14 protein-coding genes are annotated in these 16,558 nt (G+C 62.0%); 2 read left to right on the top strand and 12 right to left on the bottom strand.

Translation table 11 applies throughout. The features are described from left to right. Nucleotides 1-246: 246 nt before the first annotated feature. Nucleotides 247-4,734, top strand: a complete 4,488-nt coding sequence (locus PLANPX_RS23970; protein WP_152101161.1) for a hypothetical protein — start codon at nucleotides 247-249, stop codon at nucleotides 4,732-4,734. On the opposite strand, the gene PLANPX_RS23965 is transcribed toward PLANPX_RS23970, so the two are convergent. From PLANPX_RS23965 to PLANPX_RS23915, 11 genes are all read right to left on the bottom strand, one after another. Continuing rightward, the gene (locus PLANPX_RS23965) at nucleotides 4,707-5,534 is read right to left on the bottom strand and encodes a hypothetical protein (protein WP_152101160.1); all 828 of its coding nucleotides are present in this window, start codon (nucleotides 5,532-5,534) and stop codon (nucleotides 4,707-4,709) included. The two genes, PLANPX_RS23970 and PLANPX_RS23965, sit on opposite strands and share 28 nt — an antisense overlap. A 99-nt stretch (nucleotides 5,535-5,633) precedes the next feature. Then, nucleotides 5,634-6,113 (bottom strand): DUF1348 family protein, encoded by a 480-nt coding sequence (locus PLANPX_RS23960; RefSeq protein ID WP_152101159.1) that lies wholly within the window; start codon nucleotides 6,111-6,113, stop codon nucleotides 5,634-5,636. Between the two features lie 469 nt (nucleotides 6,114-6,582). Beyond that, nucleotides 6,583-6,996, bottom strand: a complete 414-nt coding sequence (locus PLANPX_RS23955; protein WP_152101158.1) for a Sec-independent protein translocase subunit TatA/TatB — start codon at nucleotides 6,994-6,996, stop codon at nucleotides 6,583-6,585. A gap of 82 nt (nucleotides 6,997-7,078) precedes the next feature. Then, the gene (locus PLANPX_RS23950) at nucleotides 7,079-7,309 is read right to left on the bottom strand and encodes a Sec-independent protein translocase subunit TatA/TatB (protein WP_152101157.1); all 231 of its coding nucleotides are present in this window, start codon (nucleotides 7,307-7,309) and stop codon (nucleotides 7,079-7,081) included. Nucleotides 7,310-7,716: 407 nt separating this feature from the next. Beyond that, nucleotides 7,717-9,555 (bottom strand): prenyltransferase/squalene oxidase repeat-containing protein, encoded by a 1,839-nt coding sequence (locus PLANPX_RS23945; protein WP_152101156.1) that lies wholly within the window; start codon nucleotides 9,553-9,555, stop codon nucleotides 7,717-7,719. Between the two features lie 2 nt (nucleotides 9,556-9,557). After that, entirely contained in the window at nucleotides 9,558-9,989 is a 432-nt protein-coding gene (locus tag PLANPX_RS23940; protein WP_152101155.1) for an ExbD/TolR family protein, read from the bottom strand. A gap of 110 nt (nucleotides 9,990-10,099) precedes the next feature. Continuing rightward, nucleotides 10,100-10,903 (bottom strand): MotA/TolQ/ExbB proton channel family protein, encoded by an 804-nt coding sequence (locus tag PLANPX_RS23935; protein WP_152101154.1) that lies wholly within the window; start codon nucleotides 10,901-10,903, stop codon nucleotides 10,100-10,102. Between the two features lie 111 nt (nucleotides 10,904-11,014). After that, nucleotides 11,015-11,590 (bottom strand): hypothetical protein, encoded by a 576-nt coding sequence (locus PLANPX_RS23930; protein WP_232536228.1) that lies wholly within the window; start codon nucleotides 11,588-11,590, stop codon nucleotides 11,015-11,017. Between the two features lie 420 nt (nucleotides 11,591-12,010). Continuing rightward, the gene (locus PLANPX_RS23925; RefSeq protein ID WP_152101153.1) at nucleotides 12,011-12,814 is read right to left on the bottom strand and encodes a BON domain-containing protein; all 804 of its coding nucleotides are present in this window, start codon (nucleotides 12,812-12,814) and stop codon (nucleotides 12,011-12,013) included. A 373-nt stretch (nucleotides 12,815-13,187) separates the two neighbouring features. After that, the gene (locus PLANPX_RS23920) at nucleotides 13,188-14,114 is read right to left on the bottom strand and encodes an MCP four helix bundle domain-containing protein (protein WP_172992298.1); all 927 of its coding nucleotides are present in this window, start codon (nucleotides 14,112-14,114) and stop codon (nucleotides 13,188-13,190) included. A gap of 87 nt (nucleotides 14,115-14,201) precedes the next feature. Further along, nucleotides 14,202-14,837: a trimeric intracellular cation channel family protein gene (locus tag PLANPX_RS23915; RefSeq protein WP_152101151.1), complete on the bottom strand. Its 636-nt coding sequence runs from the start codon at nucleotides 14,835-14,837 to the stop codon at nucleotides 14,202-14,204. A gap of 214 nt (nucleotides 14,838-15,051) precedes the next feature. Between PLANPX_RS23915 and PLANPX_RS23910 the strand changes: the two genes are divergently transcribed. Further along, nucleotides 15,052-15,819, top strand: coding sequence for a PEP-CTERM sorting domain-containing protein (locus PLANPX_RS23910; RefSeq protein WP_172992297.1), 768 nt, complete (start codon nucleotides 15,052-15,054; stop codon nucleotides 15,817-15,819). A gap of 207 nt (nucleotides 15,820-16,026) precedes the next feature. Here the strand turns inward: PLANPX_RS23910 and PLANPX_RS23905 are convergent, their stop codons facing one another. Then, nucleotides 16,027-16,296: a hypothetical protein gene (locus PLANPX_RS23905; protein ID WP_152101149.1), complete on the bottom strand. Its 270-nt coding sequence runs from the start codon at nucleotides 16,294-16,296 to the stop codon at nucleotides 16,027-16,029. Nucleotides 16,297-16,558 lie beyond the last annotated feature (262 nt).

The raw sequence follows: 16,558 nt of genomic DNA, 5'->3' as shown, positions 1-16,558 counted from the left end.
GCGCACGCGTCCCTTACGAATCAGCCGAGGTGTGCGGGCGGGCTGCTTCTCACTCGATATCCCCGCATTACCGACGATGGCCGACTGCGGGCTTCTCTGTCACGCTCGCCTGTGCGAAAAATGGATGCGAATTCGGGCTCATCGGAGGATTTATGGATCGCGAGAGAAGTTTGACGGGCGACCGCGACGCGGCTAGACTGCGGAGTCTATTCACGGAACATTCAGTGCAATGAAGAGGCCTCTCTCGTGATGCGTCACGCTATTCGTTCGATCCAACCGGCGTTGATTTTGTCAGCGGCATGGCTGTCGTTTTCTGCGGCGTCGGCGCAAACCGTTATCAACGTGCCGCCCGCATTCGCGCCGTCGACCATCGGCGCCGGTACGACGTTAAATCTTCTTGATGGCGGAACGATTTATAATTTGAGCGCCGAGTCGGGCGCCGCCGTGAATGTCCTTGGCGGCGCTGCAACGAGTATTTCTGGACGCGCTGGCTCGAACATTACGATGTCGGCCGGGCAAGTTGAAACCCTGTGGTTTGAAGGGCAGGGCGAAGTTTCCGGCGGAGGTATCCAAACTCACTACAGCGCTAGCGGAGCCACGACGACGATCTCCGGCGGAGCGATGGGAACTATTGGCACTCACGCCGCTGCGTCGCTGAATATTCTCGGCGTTGATTTTGCGGTTAATGGCGTGCCCCTGTCGGGGTTAATCGCTCCGGGCGACTCGATCTTGGTAAATCTCGCGGATGGCGACCAGCTGACGGGAATCTTGGCGAACGGGACGCCGCTAGGGCACTACCAGGATCTGAGGGCGGGCGAGTCCGTGATTTCGAACGGCACGCTTCGCTTGACGCGATCAGCCGCCCCGCCAACGCCGGTCCCTGGAGTGATCGACGTCTCAACGATTTCGACGTTGCCGTTTGTTAGCGCGGGGCAGACGTTGCGCTTGCAAAACGGCGCGCAGTTGCCCAAGCGATTCCGCGCCGGTCCGGGGAGCACCGTCGAAATCAACGGCGGTTCCACTGACAATGGCATGTATGCGATGGGAGCGAGCGTCGTCGTCGATGGCGGGGAAATTGGTCATGGTTTTCGGGCGTTCGACGGCACGACTGTCACGCTGAAAAGCGGTCGCATCAATGATTCACAATACTTGCGCGGCTCGACGTTGAATGTTCAAGGAGGAGATTTTTACGGCTGGTTAAGGGAAGGTTCGACGCTGAACGTGACTGGCGGTCTCGTTTCTGGCGCTAGCATCGACGATGACGTCACGGCGACTATCAGCGGCGGGCAAATCAACCAAATCAGCGGCGACAAGGAAAGCACCGTTAATATTTTCGGAGGCGAGATCAACTCCGCCCATCTCCAAGGAGCCGTTCACCTGTACGGCGGCAGAATCGACGACGATCCCTTCCGCGTGCGCGTCGGCGGCAAACTTTTTATTCACGCCACGGAGTTCCGACTCAACGGCGTGCCCATCGCCGGTCTGCAAAATGTCGGCGATTCGCAAGTGATTCCCGTTCCGGCAGGAAGCGTCCTCAGCGGCGTCTATTCAAATGGCGCCCCGTTCGTCTTCAGCGGAGATCGCGGCGAGATCGACGCGCCGATTTCGCTCATTCAATCCGCTCCGCACGGTCCGTTGCCTACGAGCTATACGGTGAACAATGCCGAGTCGCCCGACGGCATTCATGACGGACAAACGCTTACCTTGCAAACCGGCGGTGCGCTCCCGGCGCATTTTACGGTGGGGCAGGGGGGCCATTTAGTCGTCCAAGCGGGAACGGTCGGGCGCAATCTCGAAGTCATTGACGCGACTTTCGACATGCTGGGCGGAGCGGCGAGTACAACTCACGCCTACCGCGGCGCCACGGTCAACATCGGCGGAACCGCAGAGTTTGGGGGCGTCACCGCCTACAACGGTTCCATCGTCAATATTGGCGGCGCGGCGCGCCGAGGGACGTTCGACGCCAAGCCAGGCGCCATCGTGAACGTCTCAGGCGGGCAGCTACTCGGTTCCTTCTACGCCGATGGGGCTCAGGTGAACATCTCTGGCGGCGCCTTCGAGTCCTACAGCAATCCTGACCCCAGCACCGCCACTAACGGCAGCGTTATCAAGGTCAGCGGCGGATCCCAAACTGGGCTGCGTCTGTACCAAGGAGCGAAGTTGCAGGCTACTGGCGGTTCCATTGATCGGGTGGAAGCTCATAGCACGACGGAAGTTCTCGTCGATGGAGGCGCTATCGGCGATCTCGCCGTAACGCCGGGCGCTTCCGCAGTGGTTGAAACAGGCATCGTGGGCAATAGCGGCATGTGGAACGGCGGGAAGATCGTCTTTCACGGCGGAGCACTCGGCGATATTCATCAATGGCAACTGGGCGAGATCGAACTTCATGGCGTTGACTTCCAGATCGACGGCGTCGCCATTCCAGGTTTGAACGCCGTCGGCGACTCCGTCCTGTTCAACTATGTACCAGGAACCGATTTCACCGCTCTCCTGTCGGATGGTACGCCCATCGCGATGATGGATGAGCAGACGCAAGGCCTGCTGACCGGAGGCGTCGTGCGACTCATTCGGTCCGCCGCTCCGACGTATGCTCCTCTCGTCGACGTATCAGGCTCTAACGCCCCTTTTGGCGCCGCTCCTAGCCAAACGGTTCGCGTGCACGCAGGCGGCAAGCTTGGCCCCAACTTCACCGCTGGCCCCGGCAGCATCGTGGAGATTCAAGCGGGAACCGTCGGTGATAACTTTGAAGCCGACCGCAGCGACGTCCTTATCTCCGGCGGCGTCGTGGGCGAAAAGATGGATGTCTTTAAGGACGCCGTCGTCGATGTCGCCGGCGGCAGCGTGGGGCGATACTGGGAGGTCCACCCACATGGCGAATTGCAACTCTCCGGCGGCCTCCTCGGCCCGCAAGGGACGCTGCGCGGCGGCACGCTGAACGTCTCCGGCGGCTCCGTCTCGGGCGACGTTGACGCGCTTGATCAATCCGTCGTGAACGTTTCTAGCGGCGAGATCGGCAACGGACTCGAACTGCTAGGCGGCTCGCAAGCGAATGTCACCGGCGGTCTGATCGGGGCAAATTTCCGCGTCGGCGCCTCATCCACCGCGCACATTTCCGGCGGCCAAGTACGCGAGTTGGAACTTCAGTCCACCGGCCGGGGCGAGTTCACCGGCGGCGTCGTTGACCTCATGCAGGCGGAGAGCGGTTCCACGGCGAACATTCGCGGCGGCGCCTTCGGCGACGGTTTCGACGTCAGTACCGGCGCGCAAGCCTCGCTGTTCGGCGCCAACTTCGAGATCAACGGCGTCGCCGTTCCCGGACTCGCCCAACCAGGCGACCAAGTGACGCTGACCGTCGCCGCCAACGAGATCTTCACCGGAACGCTCTCCGACGGCACTCCTTTCGCGTTCGATTCCAGAGAATCTGATCGTCCTCGAACCGTTACGCTTAAGTGGACGCAGCCCGCTGCCGCTGCTTCCGTCGTTGAGGTCGACTCGGCGCTGGCGCCGCTAGGCGTTCGCGCGGGGCAGCAACTCAACCTCCGCGCCGGTGGAAAGCTAGCCGACAGCTTCAACGTCGGCCGCGGCGCCGAGTTCAATATTCATGGCGGCGTCGTCGGCAAGAATCTTGAGGCGTTCGCCGCCACGGTCAACATTCACGGCGGGCAGGTCGGCGCCGATTTCGACGCCTTCGCGGGAACCACCGTGAACGTCGACGGCGGATCGATCGGCGCCAACTTCGACGTTTACAGCGGCGCTCAACTCAACTTCCGCGGCGGGTATGCCTTCGACGTCGACGCGCTCGGCGCTGCCATCGCCGTTGAGGGCGGGAAGATTCGCGATCTCTCGCTATCGGGAGCTAACCAGGTCAATTGGCGCGGCGGCGTCGTCGACGCCTTTTCATTCTTTAGCACAACAGGCAGCAGCCTCGGCGTCTTCGGCGGAGACTTCAAGCTCAACGGCAATCCCATCGGCGGCCTTGCGAACGTCGGCGATTCGGTTGCGTTCAACCCGACTCAATCCGACGTCCTCACGGGGGTACTAGCCGACGGTACGCCGTTGGTGTTCCGCAGTTTGCAGTCGGGAGTTCCTACCGGCCTAATTCGACTCAAACGCGCTGCTGTTCCGACGCCGAACCTTCCCGCGTTCCAACAAGTCGTTGACGCGAACGCCCCCTTCGCTATTGGTGCTGGCCAGACGTTGCAACTCGCCGGCGCCGGCGTGTTGAAGCAAGGGTTCATTGCGGGCCCGGGCAGCGAGCTCCGCATCGACGGCGGGCTGGTTGAAACCGACATGAAAGCGTTCGACGCCGACATTCGCGTGACGGGCGGCGTCGTGAAAGGGAATGTACAATTTTTCGGCAACGTCGACGCCAATATTCTCGGCGGAACGTTTGAAGGCACGGCGCCGTTGATGATGGCCGGCAGTGACGTGACGCTGTTCGGCACGCAGTTTTTCTTGAACAACGTGCCGATCTCCGGGCTCAACGCTCCGGGGAGTTCGTTGATTCTGAGTCAGCGTGCGGGGCAGATGCTCAAAGCGATCTTGGCCGACGGCAGCACCCTGCAGTGGCGGCTCCAACCATTCACTGCCGGCGGTCGCGGCGGGCCTACTACTGGGATCGCCGCCGGAGCGACGTTGCGAATTCAGATGATTCCCGAGCCGGCCGCCATCCAGATGCTGGCGGCGTCGCTCGCGCTTAGCGCCTGCTACGCCCGTCGTCGCTGGTCGAGGTAGTTCCGCAGCCAGCGCGTTTCGCCGCGAAGCCAGAGCAGGCCGACGACGTTGAACAGTCCGAGCGCGACGATCGCGCCGTTGATGGCGAGCATCGCGCCGCGTGCGACGCCTCCGCTCTCTCCAGCCGACTCGCGGAGCATGACGACGAGGAACATCATTAAGAAGAGGCCCAGCCCGCGCATCCCGAGCAGCACCTTCGCCTCGTGTGTTTGCGGCGACCGCCGCCATCGCACGACTTCCCACGCGAACGCGACGAGTTGGTAACCGATCAGCCCCGCCAGGCACCACTGGACGCTGCGGTCGGCAAGCAATGCGAATAGATTCTGGTCGGCGTCGATCGTCATCGCGAGGATGATGAACAACGTGCCGACGCCGCCGCAAGCGAGATCAACGAAGATCCCCATCCCAGGCTGATGCTTCACGCGCAGATGCTCTGTCGCGGCGTGCATCCGGCCTTCGCGCAGCGCGCCGGCGACGACCCACACGTGCCAATCGTCGAATTTCGTCTGCGCGAATCGTTCGACCGCCGGCGACATTAGCAGGTATCGCGCGACATCAAGCAGGATGGCCATCCACGCGCCAATCAGCAGGAACAGCAACAGCTGCTCCGACGACCAGTCGAGCCACAGCATGCCGACGATCGGCATGCCGCCGATGAGCAGCGTTTCGAACGCATCGGCGAACGTTTGGCCGACGAACGCCGGGCCGCGCCGCGACATCGCCGCCGGAGCGTTGCGGTGAAACCGCTCCAGGTCGGCCGCGGTGATCGGCGATTGGGGGAGCTGTGGGCGTTCGGCCATGCTGATTGATTGTCGGGAGTCGGCGACTCAAGGGGGCAACTAGCTTGAGCGAAAGGGCAGGGCGATTGCAACAGCCGCTGGCGAACCGTCGTTGACGTTTCAGAGACCCAGCTCCGACAGCCCTGGGTGATCATCAGGCCGTCGTCCCTGCGGCCAGTGGAACTTGCGATCCGCTTCGCGAATCGGCAGATCGTTGATGCTCGCGATCCGTCGCTGCATCAGCCCCTGAGCGTTGAACTCCCAATTCTCGTTGCCGTAGGAGCGAAACCAGTTACCCGAGTCGTCGCGCCACTCGTACGCGAAGCGAACCGCGATTCGATTGTCGTGGAACGCCCACAGCTCTTTGATAAGCCGGTACTCGAGCTCGCGCTGCCACTTGCGCGTCAGGAACGCGACGATCGCCTCGCGGCCAGTGAGGAACTCGGCGCGATTTCGCCATACGCTGTCGATCGAGTAGGCGAGCGACACGCGAGCCGGATCGCGACTGTTCCAAGCATCCTCCGCGAGGCGGGCCTTCAGTGCGGCCGACGCGGCGTCGAAGGGGGGCAACGGCGGGCGAGATTCATCTTGGCCTGGCATGACGCGGACCCCTTGTGACTAGCAGAAACGGCGGCTGCCTATCGATCAAGGCTGATAGTGTAGTGCAAGTTCAAGTGGCCGAAAAAGAGCTGAAACAAGAGGCAGAAATCGGCCACGGCATCCGCTAGGATCGACTGCGGGCGAGCTTCTTTGACAATTTGACTGCTTACGTGATGTGAACACGACCTCGAAGCGTCCGGCGCCAGTGCCGACTTTTGCATGCTAACGAAAAACGCAAAAGTCTTCGCGTTCAGGCGACCGCGCAAGCGAAAAGACTCGAGAAAACTCGAGTGGGCGGGTTCGTCGCGTGCGCGGAGCGTCGACTTTTGCGCCTAAAAAGCGGGGCCCCCCGCGGGCGTGCAAAAGTCAAAAGTCCGTTGCGTTTTGCGAGGGCGCCAATAGAGTGCTGACTGCCAAGTTCAGCCAAGCGGGCGCGTCTAACCGAGCGGAGCAAAACGCGAACGACGCCCTACGCAGCGCCATGAGCGTCGGTGCGAGCCGGTTCGGCATCGGCCGGAGGTATCGCCAGCTTTGTTCCAGTGGCCGGCGTCGAGGCAACCGGGACGGCCGGTTCGGTTGCTGGAGCGGGAAGCTTTTCGACGAAGCTCTCGGCGTCGTTGTTGCTCGCATCGTCATCCGCCGAGTCGTGGTGGAACTCGGGGTAGTACTGCAGCTTCCGCGGGATTTCCTTCTCCGGTTCGGAGTAGATGACGTTGTTTAGGTCGTTGCGGAAGCCGTTGAGGTTGCGGCGGAATTCCTGATACGCCTTGCCCCAGGTGCGGGCGACTTCGGGAAGATCGCTGCCATAGAGAAGCAGCGCGATGACGGCAAGGATAGCCATCTCGCCAAAGCCGAAGTTCAGGAATGCGAGCGGCAGCAACATGAAGGAACAACTGCGAGCAGCGATCGCGCTTTCAGACGCCGTCGTCTAGCGCGGGCGGGCAAAATGAAACGATCAGCGACGGCTAGTTCAAGCGGCGCTCTTCAGCGCGGCGGCTGTCTTCGAGGGAGGCGTTCGCATCGGGCAGTTCTTCGCCCTTCAAACCCTTCTTGAATTCGGTAATGCCGACGCCAAGCGACCGCATCACCGAAGGCAGGCGGGTGCCGAACAGCAGCAGCATCACCATGGCAATGATCGCCATCTCCATCGGTCCAACGCCGAATGCCGCCAACAAGTACAAACTAGATTCAGACATCGGAACCCTCGGCAAGCGCGGCAGGCGGCGCCGGTGAGAAAATCGCGTAAATCCGTGCGACGACACGGCATCAGACGCCCGCCAACTGATTTCAATTTTAACGGCGCGGGGGGGCAAGTCAAACCGCCGGAAACCCCCGCGGGCGTCCCCTTGCTTGAGGTTTCGCCGTGAAAATCGGCACAATTGTGCAGGTCCGCCGGCGTGGCGATTGCAGGAAATTAACGGTCGCAACGCGGGAATGTGAACCGTCGAGGACGCCAAGAGCGCCGAGGAAATACAGATCAGAAGAAAGAGGAACCGCGGATGAACGCCAATGAACGCAGATAGGTTGGAGCAAGTCCGGCCTCTTCTCTGTATTTATTGGCGTTAATCGGCGGTCATCGGCGGTTTCATTTCGATCTTCAAGGTCACCGCGGCGGCACGGCTTGCCAGTCAGGTTGAGCCGCGATGTCGGAGGCATCAACCGACTCCTCCGGCGGAACGTAGCGATAGTAGACCTCGAGGCACATGGCGCCGAGCGCGGTGGTGAAGACGCGGCCGCCGTAGCCGGCCCAAATACAGGTTTCAGGCCACGAGCCGTCTTTGTTCTGCGTGGCGAGCAGCGTTCGCGTCAGCGCGTCGTTCCAGCGCCGCCACGCTTCGCCTGCTTCGGGCGTCGTGTGTTGAGCGCGATGGAGCGCGAGCGTCGCATAGTACCAGTAGTAGAGATTTACTTGCGCGGTCGACGGAGGTTCCGCCGAGAGCGAGCCGATTGCTTCACGCAGCGCCGCGGGGCTGAGGGCTCCGTCGGCGCGGCCCGTCACGAGTTGGCGGCAGTAGAGCGCCTCGGCGGTCATCGTCCGCGTGGGGCGGGCCTCTTCCGGGCGATAGACGGCGAGTCCGCCCGCTTGGCCTCGTTCCACCTGACGCAGGAAGCGATCGACGCGGGTCCAAATGATTGGCGGTACGGGGACGTCGCAGCGTTCGGCGCTGCGGAGGATCATCACTTGCCAGCCTAGCTGACTAGTGTCGCCCGTATCGCCGGGGCGATAGCGCCAACCGCCGTCGGTCGGATGCTGGGCGGCGATCGTGTAGCGCGTGGCGCCGCGGACGAGCGGACCGAGCCGTTCGTCGTCGGTCATCGCCATCGCTTCGCTTACGGCGAACGACGCCATCGAGTGGCAGTACATTTGCGCGAACAAGCCAGCGTCGCCGCAAAGGTTGCCGTCGGGCTGCTGCGAGCGGCGGAGGAATTCCAGACCGCTGCCGACATGCGGCTGGTAGAGCCCTTCCTGATGTGTGTGCCCGGCGCCGAGGAACGACAACAGCGCGAGGCCGGTGACGCCAGTGTCGGCCTGAGCGCCGGCGCCCTTGCGGTCTTGGCCGAGCACATAGTACTCGCGGCCGGCGCCGTGACGTTTGGCGTCCCAGCGGCCATCTTTCGATTGGGCGGCGGCAAGCCAGTTGAGCGCGGCGCGGACGGCGCCTTCAGTTTGCGTGTTCCCGCCGCCAGCAGCGACAAGCTCTGTTCGATTCGCGGCGAAGCGCGCCGCATAGGGCGCCGGCAGTTGTTTACGTCTCGGTAGGCTGACCGGGCTCGCCGCTGGCGCTGCCGCGACGGCGGCTGTCGGCGCGATCGACTCGGCGGCTGAGGCGAGCGGCTTAGCTGTTGCGTCGGCCGGCGCGCCGGCAGGTTCCGCCGCTGGCGGCGGCGTTTCGACGGCGACCTGTTCGTCAGTTTCGTTGAGCGTAGGTGCCGCAGGTTCAGGCTCGGCCTTCGTTTCTTCGACGGCTGGTTCTGGCGCCGGTTCCGCCTTGGCGAGCAGTTGCGGCGCCTCGAACGGCTCGGCCGGCGGCTTTTCCGCTTCGTCGACTTCCGAGGTATCGTCCGCGGCTTTGAGCGTCTCAACGTCGGTCGCGTCGGGATCTAGTTCAAATTCCTCGAGCGGCGTGGGCGTCGCATCGGTCGACGTGGCGATTGCTTCGAGCTCATCCGGCAGCAACGCCACCTGGATTGGCGGGCCGTAACCTGGACCGCCGCCTGCACTGCCGACCGCGATCTGTACGGTCGCCGTGAGGCAGGCCAGTAGTACGTGGACCCACAGCGAGAGGATCGCACACTTTTGCCACGACTTGATGTTGCGGAGTCGCGTGCGGATCAACCAGATAATCGCGACGGTCGCCGTGAGCAAGCCGATCCAAACACAGATCCAGAACGTCGGCAGCTGGAGCAGAGTGGCGAGCGGTGCGATGTGGTGGAGAGGCATGCTCACCGCCTTTCGCCGGAAGCCCCTTGGGCGACCCGCACGCTGACGGAGAGTTGGCTGATGCCGGCCTCTTTGCACGCTGCGAGAGCGTCGGCGACGTGCTGGAAGTCGCAACCGGCGTCGCCAAGGATGACGACGCCGATGCCTGGCTGCTCAGCTTTCGCTGCGGCGAGCTTCTGCGTGAGTTGTGCGAGCGTCACATCCTCGCGGTCGAGGGCGATTCGCCCGCCGGCGTAGACGGCGACTTGGCGAGACTTCGGGGCGGCATTGGCCGCGTAGGCCTTGGCAACTTCAGGGAGGCGGAGGTCGATGTCTCGCTGATCGCCGCTGAACTTCGAGGCGCACATGAAGAAGACGATCAACAAGAACACAACGTCGATCATCGGCGTCAGATTGAGCGCCGGCAGCTCGTCTTGTTGCGTCTTGATGGGCATTGGGTTGGTCCGTTGTCAGTCGTCAGTGGTCAGTGGTCAGTTGCTGGTGATCGGCATGCCGCTGCGACAGCACAGCAACGGACCACTGACAACTGACCACGGACTCCTCGCTAAGCCGCCTTCTTCGCTTTGCTGGTCCGCACCGGCCGATTGCGGCGGTCTTCGAGTCCCTCTGCCGAAATGAGGTGAACGAGGTCTTGCCCGCGGCGATCGAGTTCCATCACCAGCGCATCGACGCGGCCGATGAAGTAGAGGTACAGGATGAGCGCGGGAATCGCCACGCACAGACCCGCTGCGGTCGACATCAATGCGGTGCCGATGCCGCCGGCGAGCAGCTCCGGCCGACCCATCGCCGAGCTGCCGGCAATTTCGTTGAACGCTTCGATCATTCCCCACACGGTCCCCAGCAGACCGAACAGCGGACAAACAGTGGAGACGCCGTTGATCGCCCGGAGGTAACGTCGCATGGAACTCGCGGCTCGCTCGCCTTCGTCGAGAATCGCTTGCTCGACTTCGACGGCTGGCTTGCCCCACTTACGGAGCGCCGCAGCAAAAACGTCGGCGACGAGGCTGGTGTTTTCTTCGCACAGCTCAAGCGCTCCCTGACGGTCGACGGCGCCTTCGCTAATTTGCAGCAGGAAGCGTTCGACGAACAGCTTCGGAATCACGCGGCTTCGCCGCAGCGCCATCGCCCGTTCAAAGACGACCAGCATCAGCACGAACGAGCAGACGAAAATTGGAATGACGAGCGGACCGCCGGCGAGCAGCACTTGCCAGAGGCTGGTGGTCGGAATCGTCGTCTCCACGGCGACGGGCGCCGCTTCGATGGCTTCCTCGGCGGCGCTGGCAAGCGGCGCGGCGAGCATCGCGGCCAGTGCGGCCATCGTCGTGATTGCGGCTCGTCGAGCATCCATACGCTGTCCCTGCAATCGCTGCGTGGGAGTTTTTCTGAGTGACGCACGAAAGCCTCGACCAACTGGGTCGAGGCTTTGCGCGGTGTTGACTTTTCGCCGCTCGGACCTGGTTTACGGTCCGTAGGGGCTGCCCTTGCCGGTGTCGACGTTGCCGACCATGTGCAGATGGTTATGGTCGACGTAGATCACCTCGCGAGCGTCTTCGTCGCGGAGGGTGTGAGGCACTGGCCAGCCGATGCGGCGGACGTCCTCGAAGTAGATGGTGCACTTGTAGTGAGCGTGGTGCTGCTGAGCCGGGCCGATCATCGGGTAGACGCGCGGCGGATCGATGTAGTCGGCGATCTTTTCCTTGACGATGCGGACGTTGTTACGGTTTCGCTCGAAGAGCAGCGGCACGCCGCCTTGGACGGGCATCGCCTTTTCTAAGGCTTGCATCACCTCGTCATCGCTCGGCGGATCGAGGGCGACCACTTCAGCGCCCGAAGTGATCGGACCCAGAATCGGAGCACGGTCGTAGCGCTCATGATTCCAGAACTGATCTTCGTGCTTCTTCTGCTGGTAAGCAGTGATCGGGATGGGGGTCGCCATCCAGCCCAAGCTCGGACCCAGCGTGGTGCAGCCAGTGCTCCCCAGAGAGCCGAGGGCCATGGCGATCAGCAACGCGGTTGGGGCGGTTTTACGACACATCCTGCTAACCCTTCGATGAGTGGTTTCGACGAGGTCTTGGTTCGTTCGCTGCGATCGAAACCAAGGCGAGTGACCGCGGCCCACTGACCCAAGCGGTCTCTTCAGAGTTTGATATCGTGTGATTCTGGGTAGAACTTGCGGGATATTCCGATTGAATCGGCAAAAAAGTTGCGAGCACTGAGCAGCGAGCTGCTAGCAGTGCAGCTGCGAGTCGCGAGTTACGAGCTGCGCGAAGGCTGTGCTGGCATTCCGAGCGCTGCGAGGAGTTGAGCGGACCCCTCGGAGTACCTCGGGGTGACAGGCTTCTTGCTCGCAACCCGCAACTCGTCGCTCGTCACCCGCAACCAACAAAAAACCCCTGTCGACCGAGTTCGGTCGACAGGGGCGGAGGTTATCCATGCCATCGCAGACTTCAGACGCTTAGTGGCAATCCTTGCAGTCTTTGAAATCGAGGAACCACCAGCCGTCGTCCCATTCCAGGGTGACCTTACGCCAGCCCAGCGGAACTTGCGGATAGGGGTAGAACGGACCGATGTACGGCCAAGCGGCGGCCGAGTACTGCTTCGGATAGGTGAGAGCCGCGTAGTTCGGGTGAGCGGCGTAGCTCGGCCACGCATACCCCGGCATCTGCGGATTCTCGTAGTTGACGGCCTGACCAGCGGCAGCTGGCATGGGGCCAGCTCCCATCGGTCCGCCCATGCCCATGCCAGGACCGCCCATGCCGCCCGGACCGCCCATGCCCATCTCGGCGCCCGGAGGGCAATAGCCGGCGGTTTGGACGTTCGGACCCATGGTGCGAGCGTAAGGCAGCGGGGCGCCAGTGTTGCCGCGAGGAGCGGCAGCCTGGGTGCGAGTCGGCATCGGACGAGCGGCAGGTTGGAACTGCCCTTCGTCTTGGAAGTTGCCGGCGGTCTGCACCGGTTCGCTAGCAGCGGCGCCCGGCTTCACGTCGAGCTTGCAAATGACGCGTTGCACGCCATTGCTTTCGCGAGCGATTTGCTCAGCGATATCCTTTTGCTCGGCGCTCGTTACCGAGCCCATCAGCCAGGCGACGCCGTTCTGGTATTTGACGCCGACGCGGTAATCTTTGAGATGACCGCTCTCTTTCATGTTCTGAGCAATCTGCTGAGCGATGGCACGGTCGCCGGCCGTTTCGGCCGAGACCTTGCTCACCGGCCCCCACGCCAGCGTGGCGATCGCGAGGCCAAGAATCAACTTTCGCATGGTCCCCCTCCTGGGATAGTCGTTTGCTAGCAGGCGTTCCCTTCGTGGGTTCGCGTTAGCTAGCCTTTGTCTCGTATGGCTTGGAACAGCTCGTGACTAGCGAGCCGCCAAGCGGCTCGGGACGGGCGCATCGCGACGCCGCACCGATGTTGGGCGCTTTCCCCACGGCGCGAGGCTCCGTCTGCATACTGATTTCGGCAAGAGCGGGCGCCGAAAGGGAGCCTTTTTCCGATTTTGCGGGCAAATCCTTTTGTACCGCGTCAAGGTCAGTTGCCGGTCTGGAGAAACGCGGCGGGACTTGGCTTACACCCGACCTGCGTCAGCCGCTTACCGCTCGAATTGCGTGGAGCAACTAACGCGCAAGGAAGAAGTGCTACCAGCGAGTCGCCAAATCCTTTTCACTGCGAATTGACTTCTGCAGCGCGTCGAGCACTTCGAGGCAGCGAGCGGTGACGCTCCGCTTCTTTCCTAGCGAGAGCGCCAGCGAGCGGACGTTGCTATTCCGACGCGACAGCTCAAGTATCTGCGCGTGGATCTTCCGGAACTCTTCGTAGGCGGCTTGGGCCTTCGCGACGTTTGCTTGTTGCGCCGGGCCACTCAATTCAGAAAGCTTCTGCAACGCGCTCTCGGCTTCTTGATTGAGGGCGGTCATCTGGCCTTCGATGCGATCCATCTCGTCGTCGTTCGTTTCGGCAATGTGCCGGCTTTGCATCGCGTAGATCTTGCCCGCCGACACCGCGGCTTGGAACGCTGCCGTCGATAGCGCCGCTCGATCGCCGGTCGCATCGGCGGCGGAGATCATATCGTTGAGCGCGGCGTCGAGTTGATCGAGCGACTCCGCTGCCGGCCCGTAGGAAAGCCGCAGGGCTTTCAGATTCGTATTCTCGGCGTCCAAGTCGAGGATCTCTTCGTCGACTGTTTGGTACTCCTTCCAAGCGGCGTCGAATTCGTCAAGCAATTTTCGTTCTTCGGTTCGCTGGCTGGCGTCGATGAGCTTGCCGAGTTCGAGCCGCTCCGCTTCCACGGCCGCCGACTCTTTACCCGCTTCGTCGGCGTTGGTTTTTGATTCTTCGTCGGTTTCCGCCAAGACCGCCCGTTTCTCGGCCTCTGCGGCGGCATGGAGGTTGAGCAGCATGCTCGCGACGAGTTGATCTTTCTTGGTGCGCTCTTCAAGGGTAGACGTCAGGCCGCGATTGGCTCGCATGACGCCGAGCAGATACGCGCCGAACAGCAACACGACCAAAATGGCAACGGCGACCAAACTGGTGCGGACGCTCGATTTAGTTTCTTCAACGCTCACGGCGATAGTTTCCTACAGCACAACGATGGCGGAGCGGTTGGGGCCCTCGATATCCTTGTAATCGACCTCTGATGTTCACGCAACGGACTACCCCTCATCACCGCGTCTGGAGGGCTTTTTCTCGACGGCGTGAGTCGGCAGTTGCCAATCCCAACGGACGGCGCCGACTCGCAAGGCCACGACGACGCAGAATCCAACGCCCATTGCGAGCGATGACCCGACGCCTAGCCATTCCAACAGGACATAGGCGAATGCTCCGAAGAACGAACAGGTCGCATAGAGCGGCGACCGCGTGAAGACGAGCGGTAGTTCGTTGCAGATGACGTCGGCGATGACGCCGCCGAACGAGCCGGTGGCGACTCCCAGCAGGATGGCGACGAATCGCCCCGTGCCGCATTCAAGGGCGTAGACCGCTCCTAAAACGCTGAAGAGTCCGAGCCCCATGGCGTCGGGAATCCAGAGCAGCGGTTCGAGCTTCGAGACCAACTTCGGCAGGAAGGCCCCCGCGACGGCGATCGCCATCGCGATCCAGACGAGGTGGTCGTTCGCGATCCAAAAGATAGGATGACGATCCAACAGCACGTCACGGACCGTGCCTCCGCCGAAAGCGACGGCAAAGGCGATATAGCAAATTCCCACCAGATCGAAATTCTGGCGAGCGCCGCGCAGGATGCCGTACAGCGCCGACGCCGCAACTGCCGCTACTTCGATGGCGGGATACATTCGCAGTCGTTCCCGTTCGGATTGAGAGTAAACAGGCCAATCTACAACGCTGCGGTCGCCGTCAATAGTCCGATGGGTAGCTCTCGTTCAGCGAAAAGACTCGAAAGGCGCCGTTTTTTCCCAGGTAATGGTGCACGCTAGTTGCTTCCCCGAGTCCGGCAACTACAACTGAGGCTGCTTTTCAGTTTCCGAATCTCTTCTGAGGAATGCTACTGTGAGACTTCAACTCGGTTCGTCGCGCGCCTTGCTCCTGGGCGTCTTGGCATGGGGCTGCTGCCAGATCAACGCCACTTCGGCAGTGACCTATCAGTTTCTGAACGTGACCAGCACGGGCGCCACGACCAGTCAGTTCACAAGCGCCAATGGCAACGGCGTCATCAACATATCGCAGGTCTTCTCTGCAGGCGGAGCGGGGCCGCTCAACAACGTGAACACGGCGATCTTCCCGTCCGAGTTTACGACGCTGTTTCCGGGCACAGGCCAGGTCCAGGGACACTTGGCTCAAACCAACAGCTCTTCCACTTCGCTGATCTCGTTTGATCTGACCGGCTACAATCTCTCTGCCAGCACCGTATTCGGCATCTGGAATATTCTGAATGACGTAGTCACGCCAGTCTACGACGTGAAACTCGTAGACGCGGTCAACGCAATTCAGCCGCCGTCTACCTTCAACCTGATCGGCAACCAAGACAACCAAACGCAGGTGGCCGGCGCGAACAATCTAGTGCTTAACACGGCGACGGGAGTGTTGAGCGTCGGCGCGCTCATCAATGGCAGCGGCACCCATACCAACGCAGCATTCTGGAATAACATCCCGCTTGGCACGAAGCAGATCAACGTCTACGGCAATCTGCCGAGGAACGTTGGCGGAGACGGCGTTGGGTACTACTTCGCTGAAGTCGTTCCCGAGCCGACGAGCGCCAGCATGGCTTTGGTCGCGAGCGGAATGCTGGGACTGCTCATCCGCAGACGCTCAGTTTGAGTTCGTCTGCGGTGAGAACTCAAGTTTCTCGGTGCAACTCCTATACGGCTTGCGCACGGTGATCCGTGGCGGAGCGCAGTGGTCGGCGGAGCAGGCTGCCAGTCGACAGGAAAACGCAAGGGCAGGGGAGGCGCGTGCGCATCACGCGATCTGCGTGCATCTCTCGAAAGCGCTCCTTGCTTTGATCAGCCCGAGATGAGCAGCCGTCTACGCCGGCTCGTGCTGTTGGCAGCGGAAGTCGGCCACGGCGACGACGATCATCACCGCGAGCGTCGCGCCGCTCACCGTCCACAACGGCCAAGCGAACTGTTCGCCGGCAAGCGTGGCAACGGCGACGCTCGCGAGACCAACGAGAAAGGCGGCTTGCAGCGGCACTTCAGCGGCCGTGCTGGCGTAGACGCGCACGAGGAACGCGACGATCAGTCCAAACAGGTGAATGGCGATCCATCCAACTTGCAACGAGATTGCAGTGTCCATGGTTTGTCCGAGAATCCGTTCTCGGTTCCTATCGCGGGGTGGGCGGGTAACGCCGCGTCAGGTGCATCTTGCACGATCGGGCGGCGGGGTCTTTGGGGCGGCGACTTGATGTCGCCGTGCGGTGGGATGTGGGAATGCGATCGGCGTGCCAATCGCGGAGAAGCGAGTTTTTCCGTCTCTTTTTTGGATTGAGAGTGAAGCTTTTACAACTGCGGGGAAAGTACGGGCTGTTGAGCCGCTAGCAAGGCGGGTTTTGCCAGCA

The sequence above is a fragment of the Lacipirellula parvula genome, assembly GCF_009177095.1.
Taxonomy (GTDB): Bacteria; Planctomycetota; Planctomycetia; order Pirellulales; family Lacipirellulaceae; genus Lacipirellula; species Lacipirellula parvula.
Note: the sequence above shows the minus strand (reverse complement) of the source record. Positions and strands in the feature narration are given on the sequence as shown.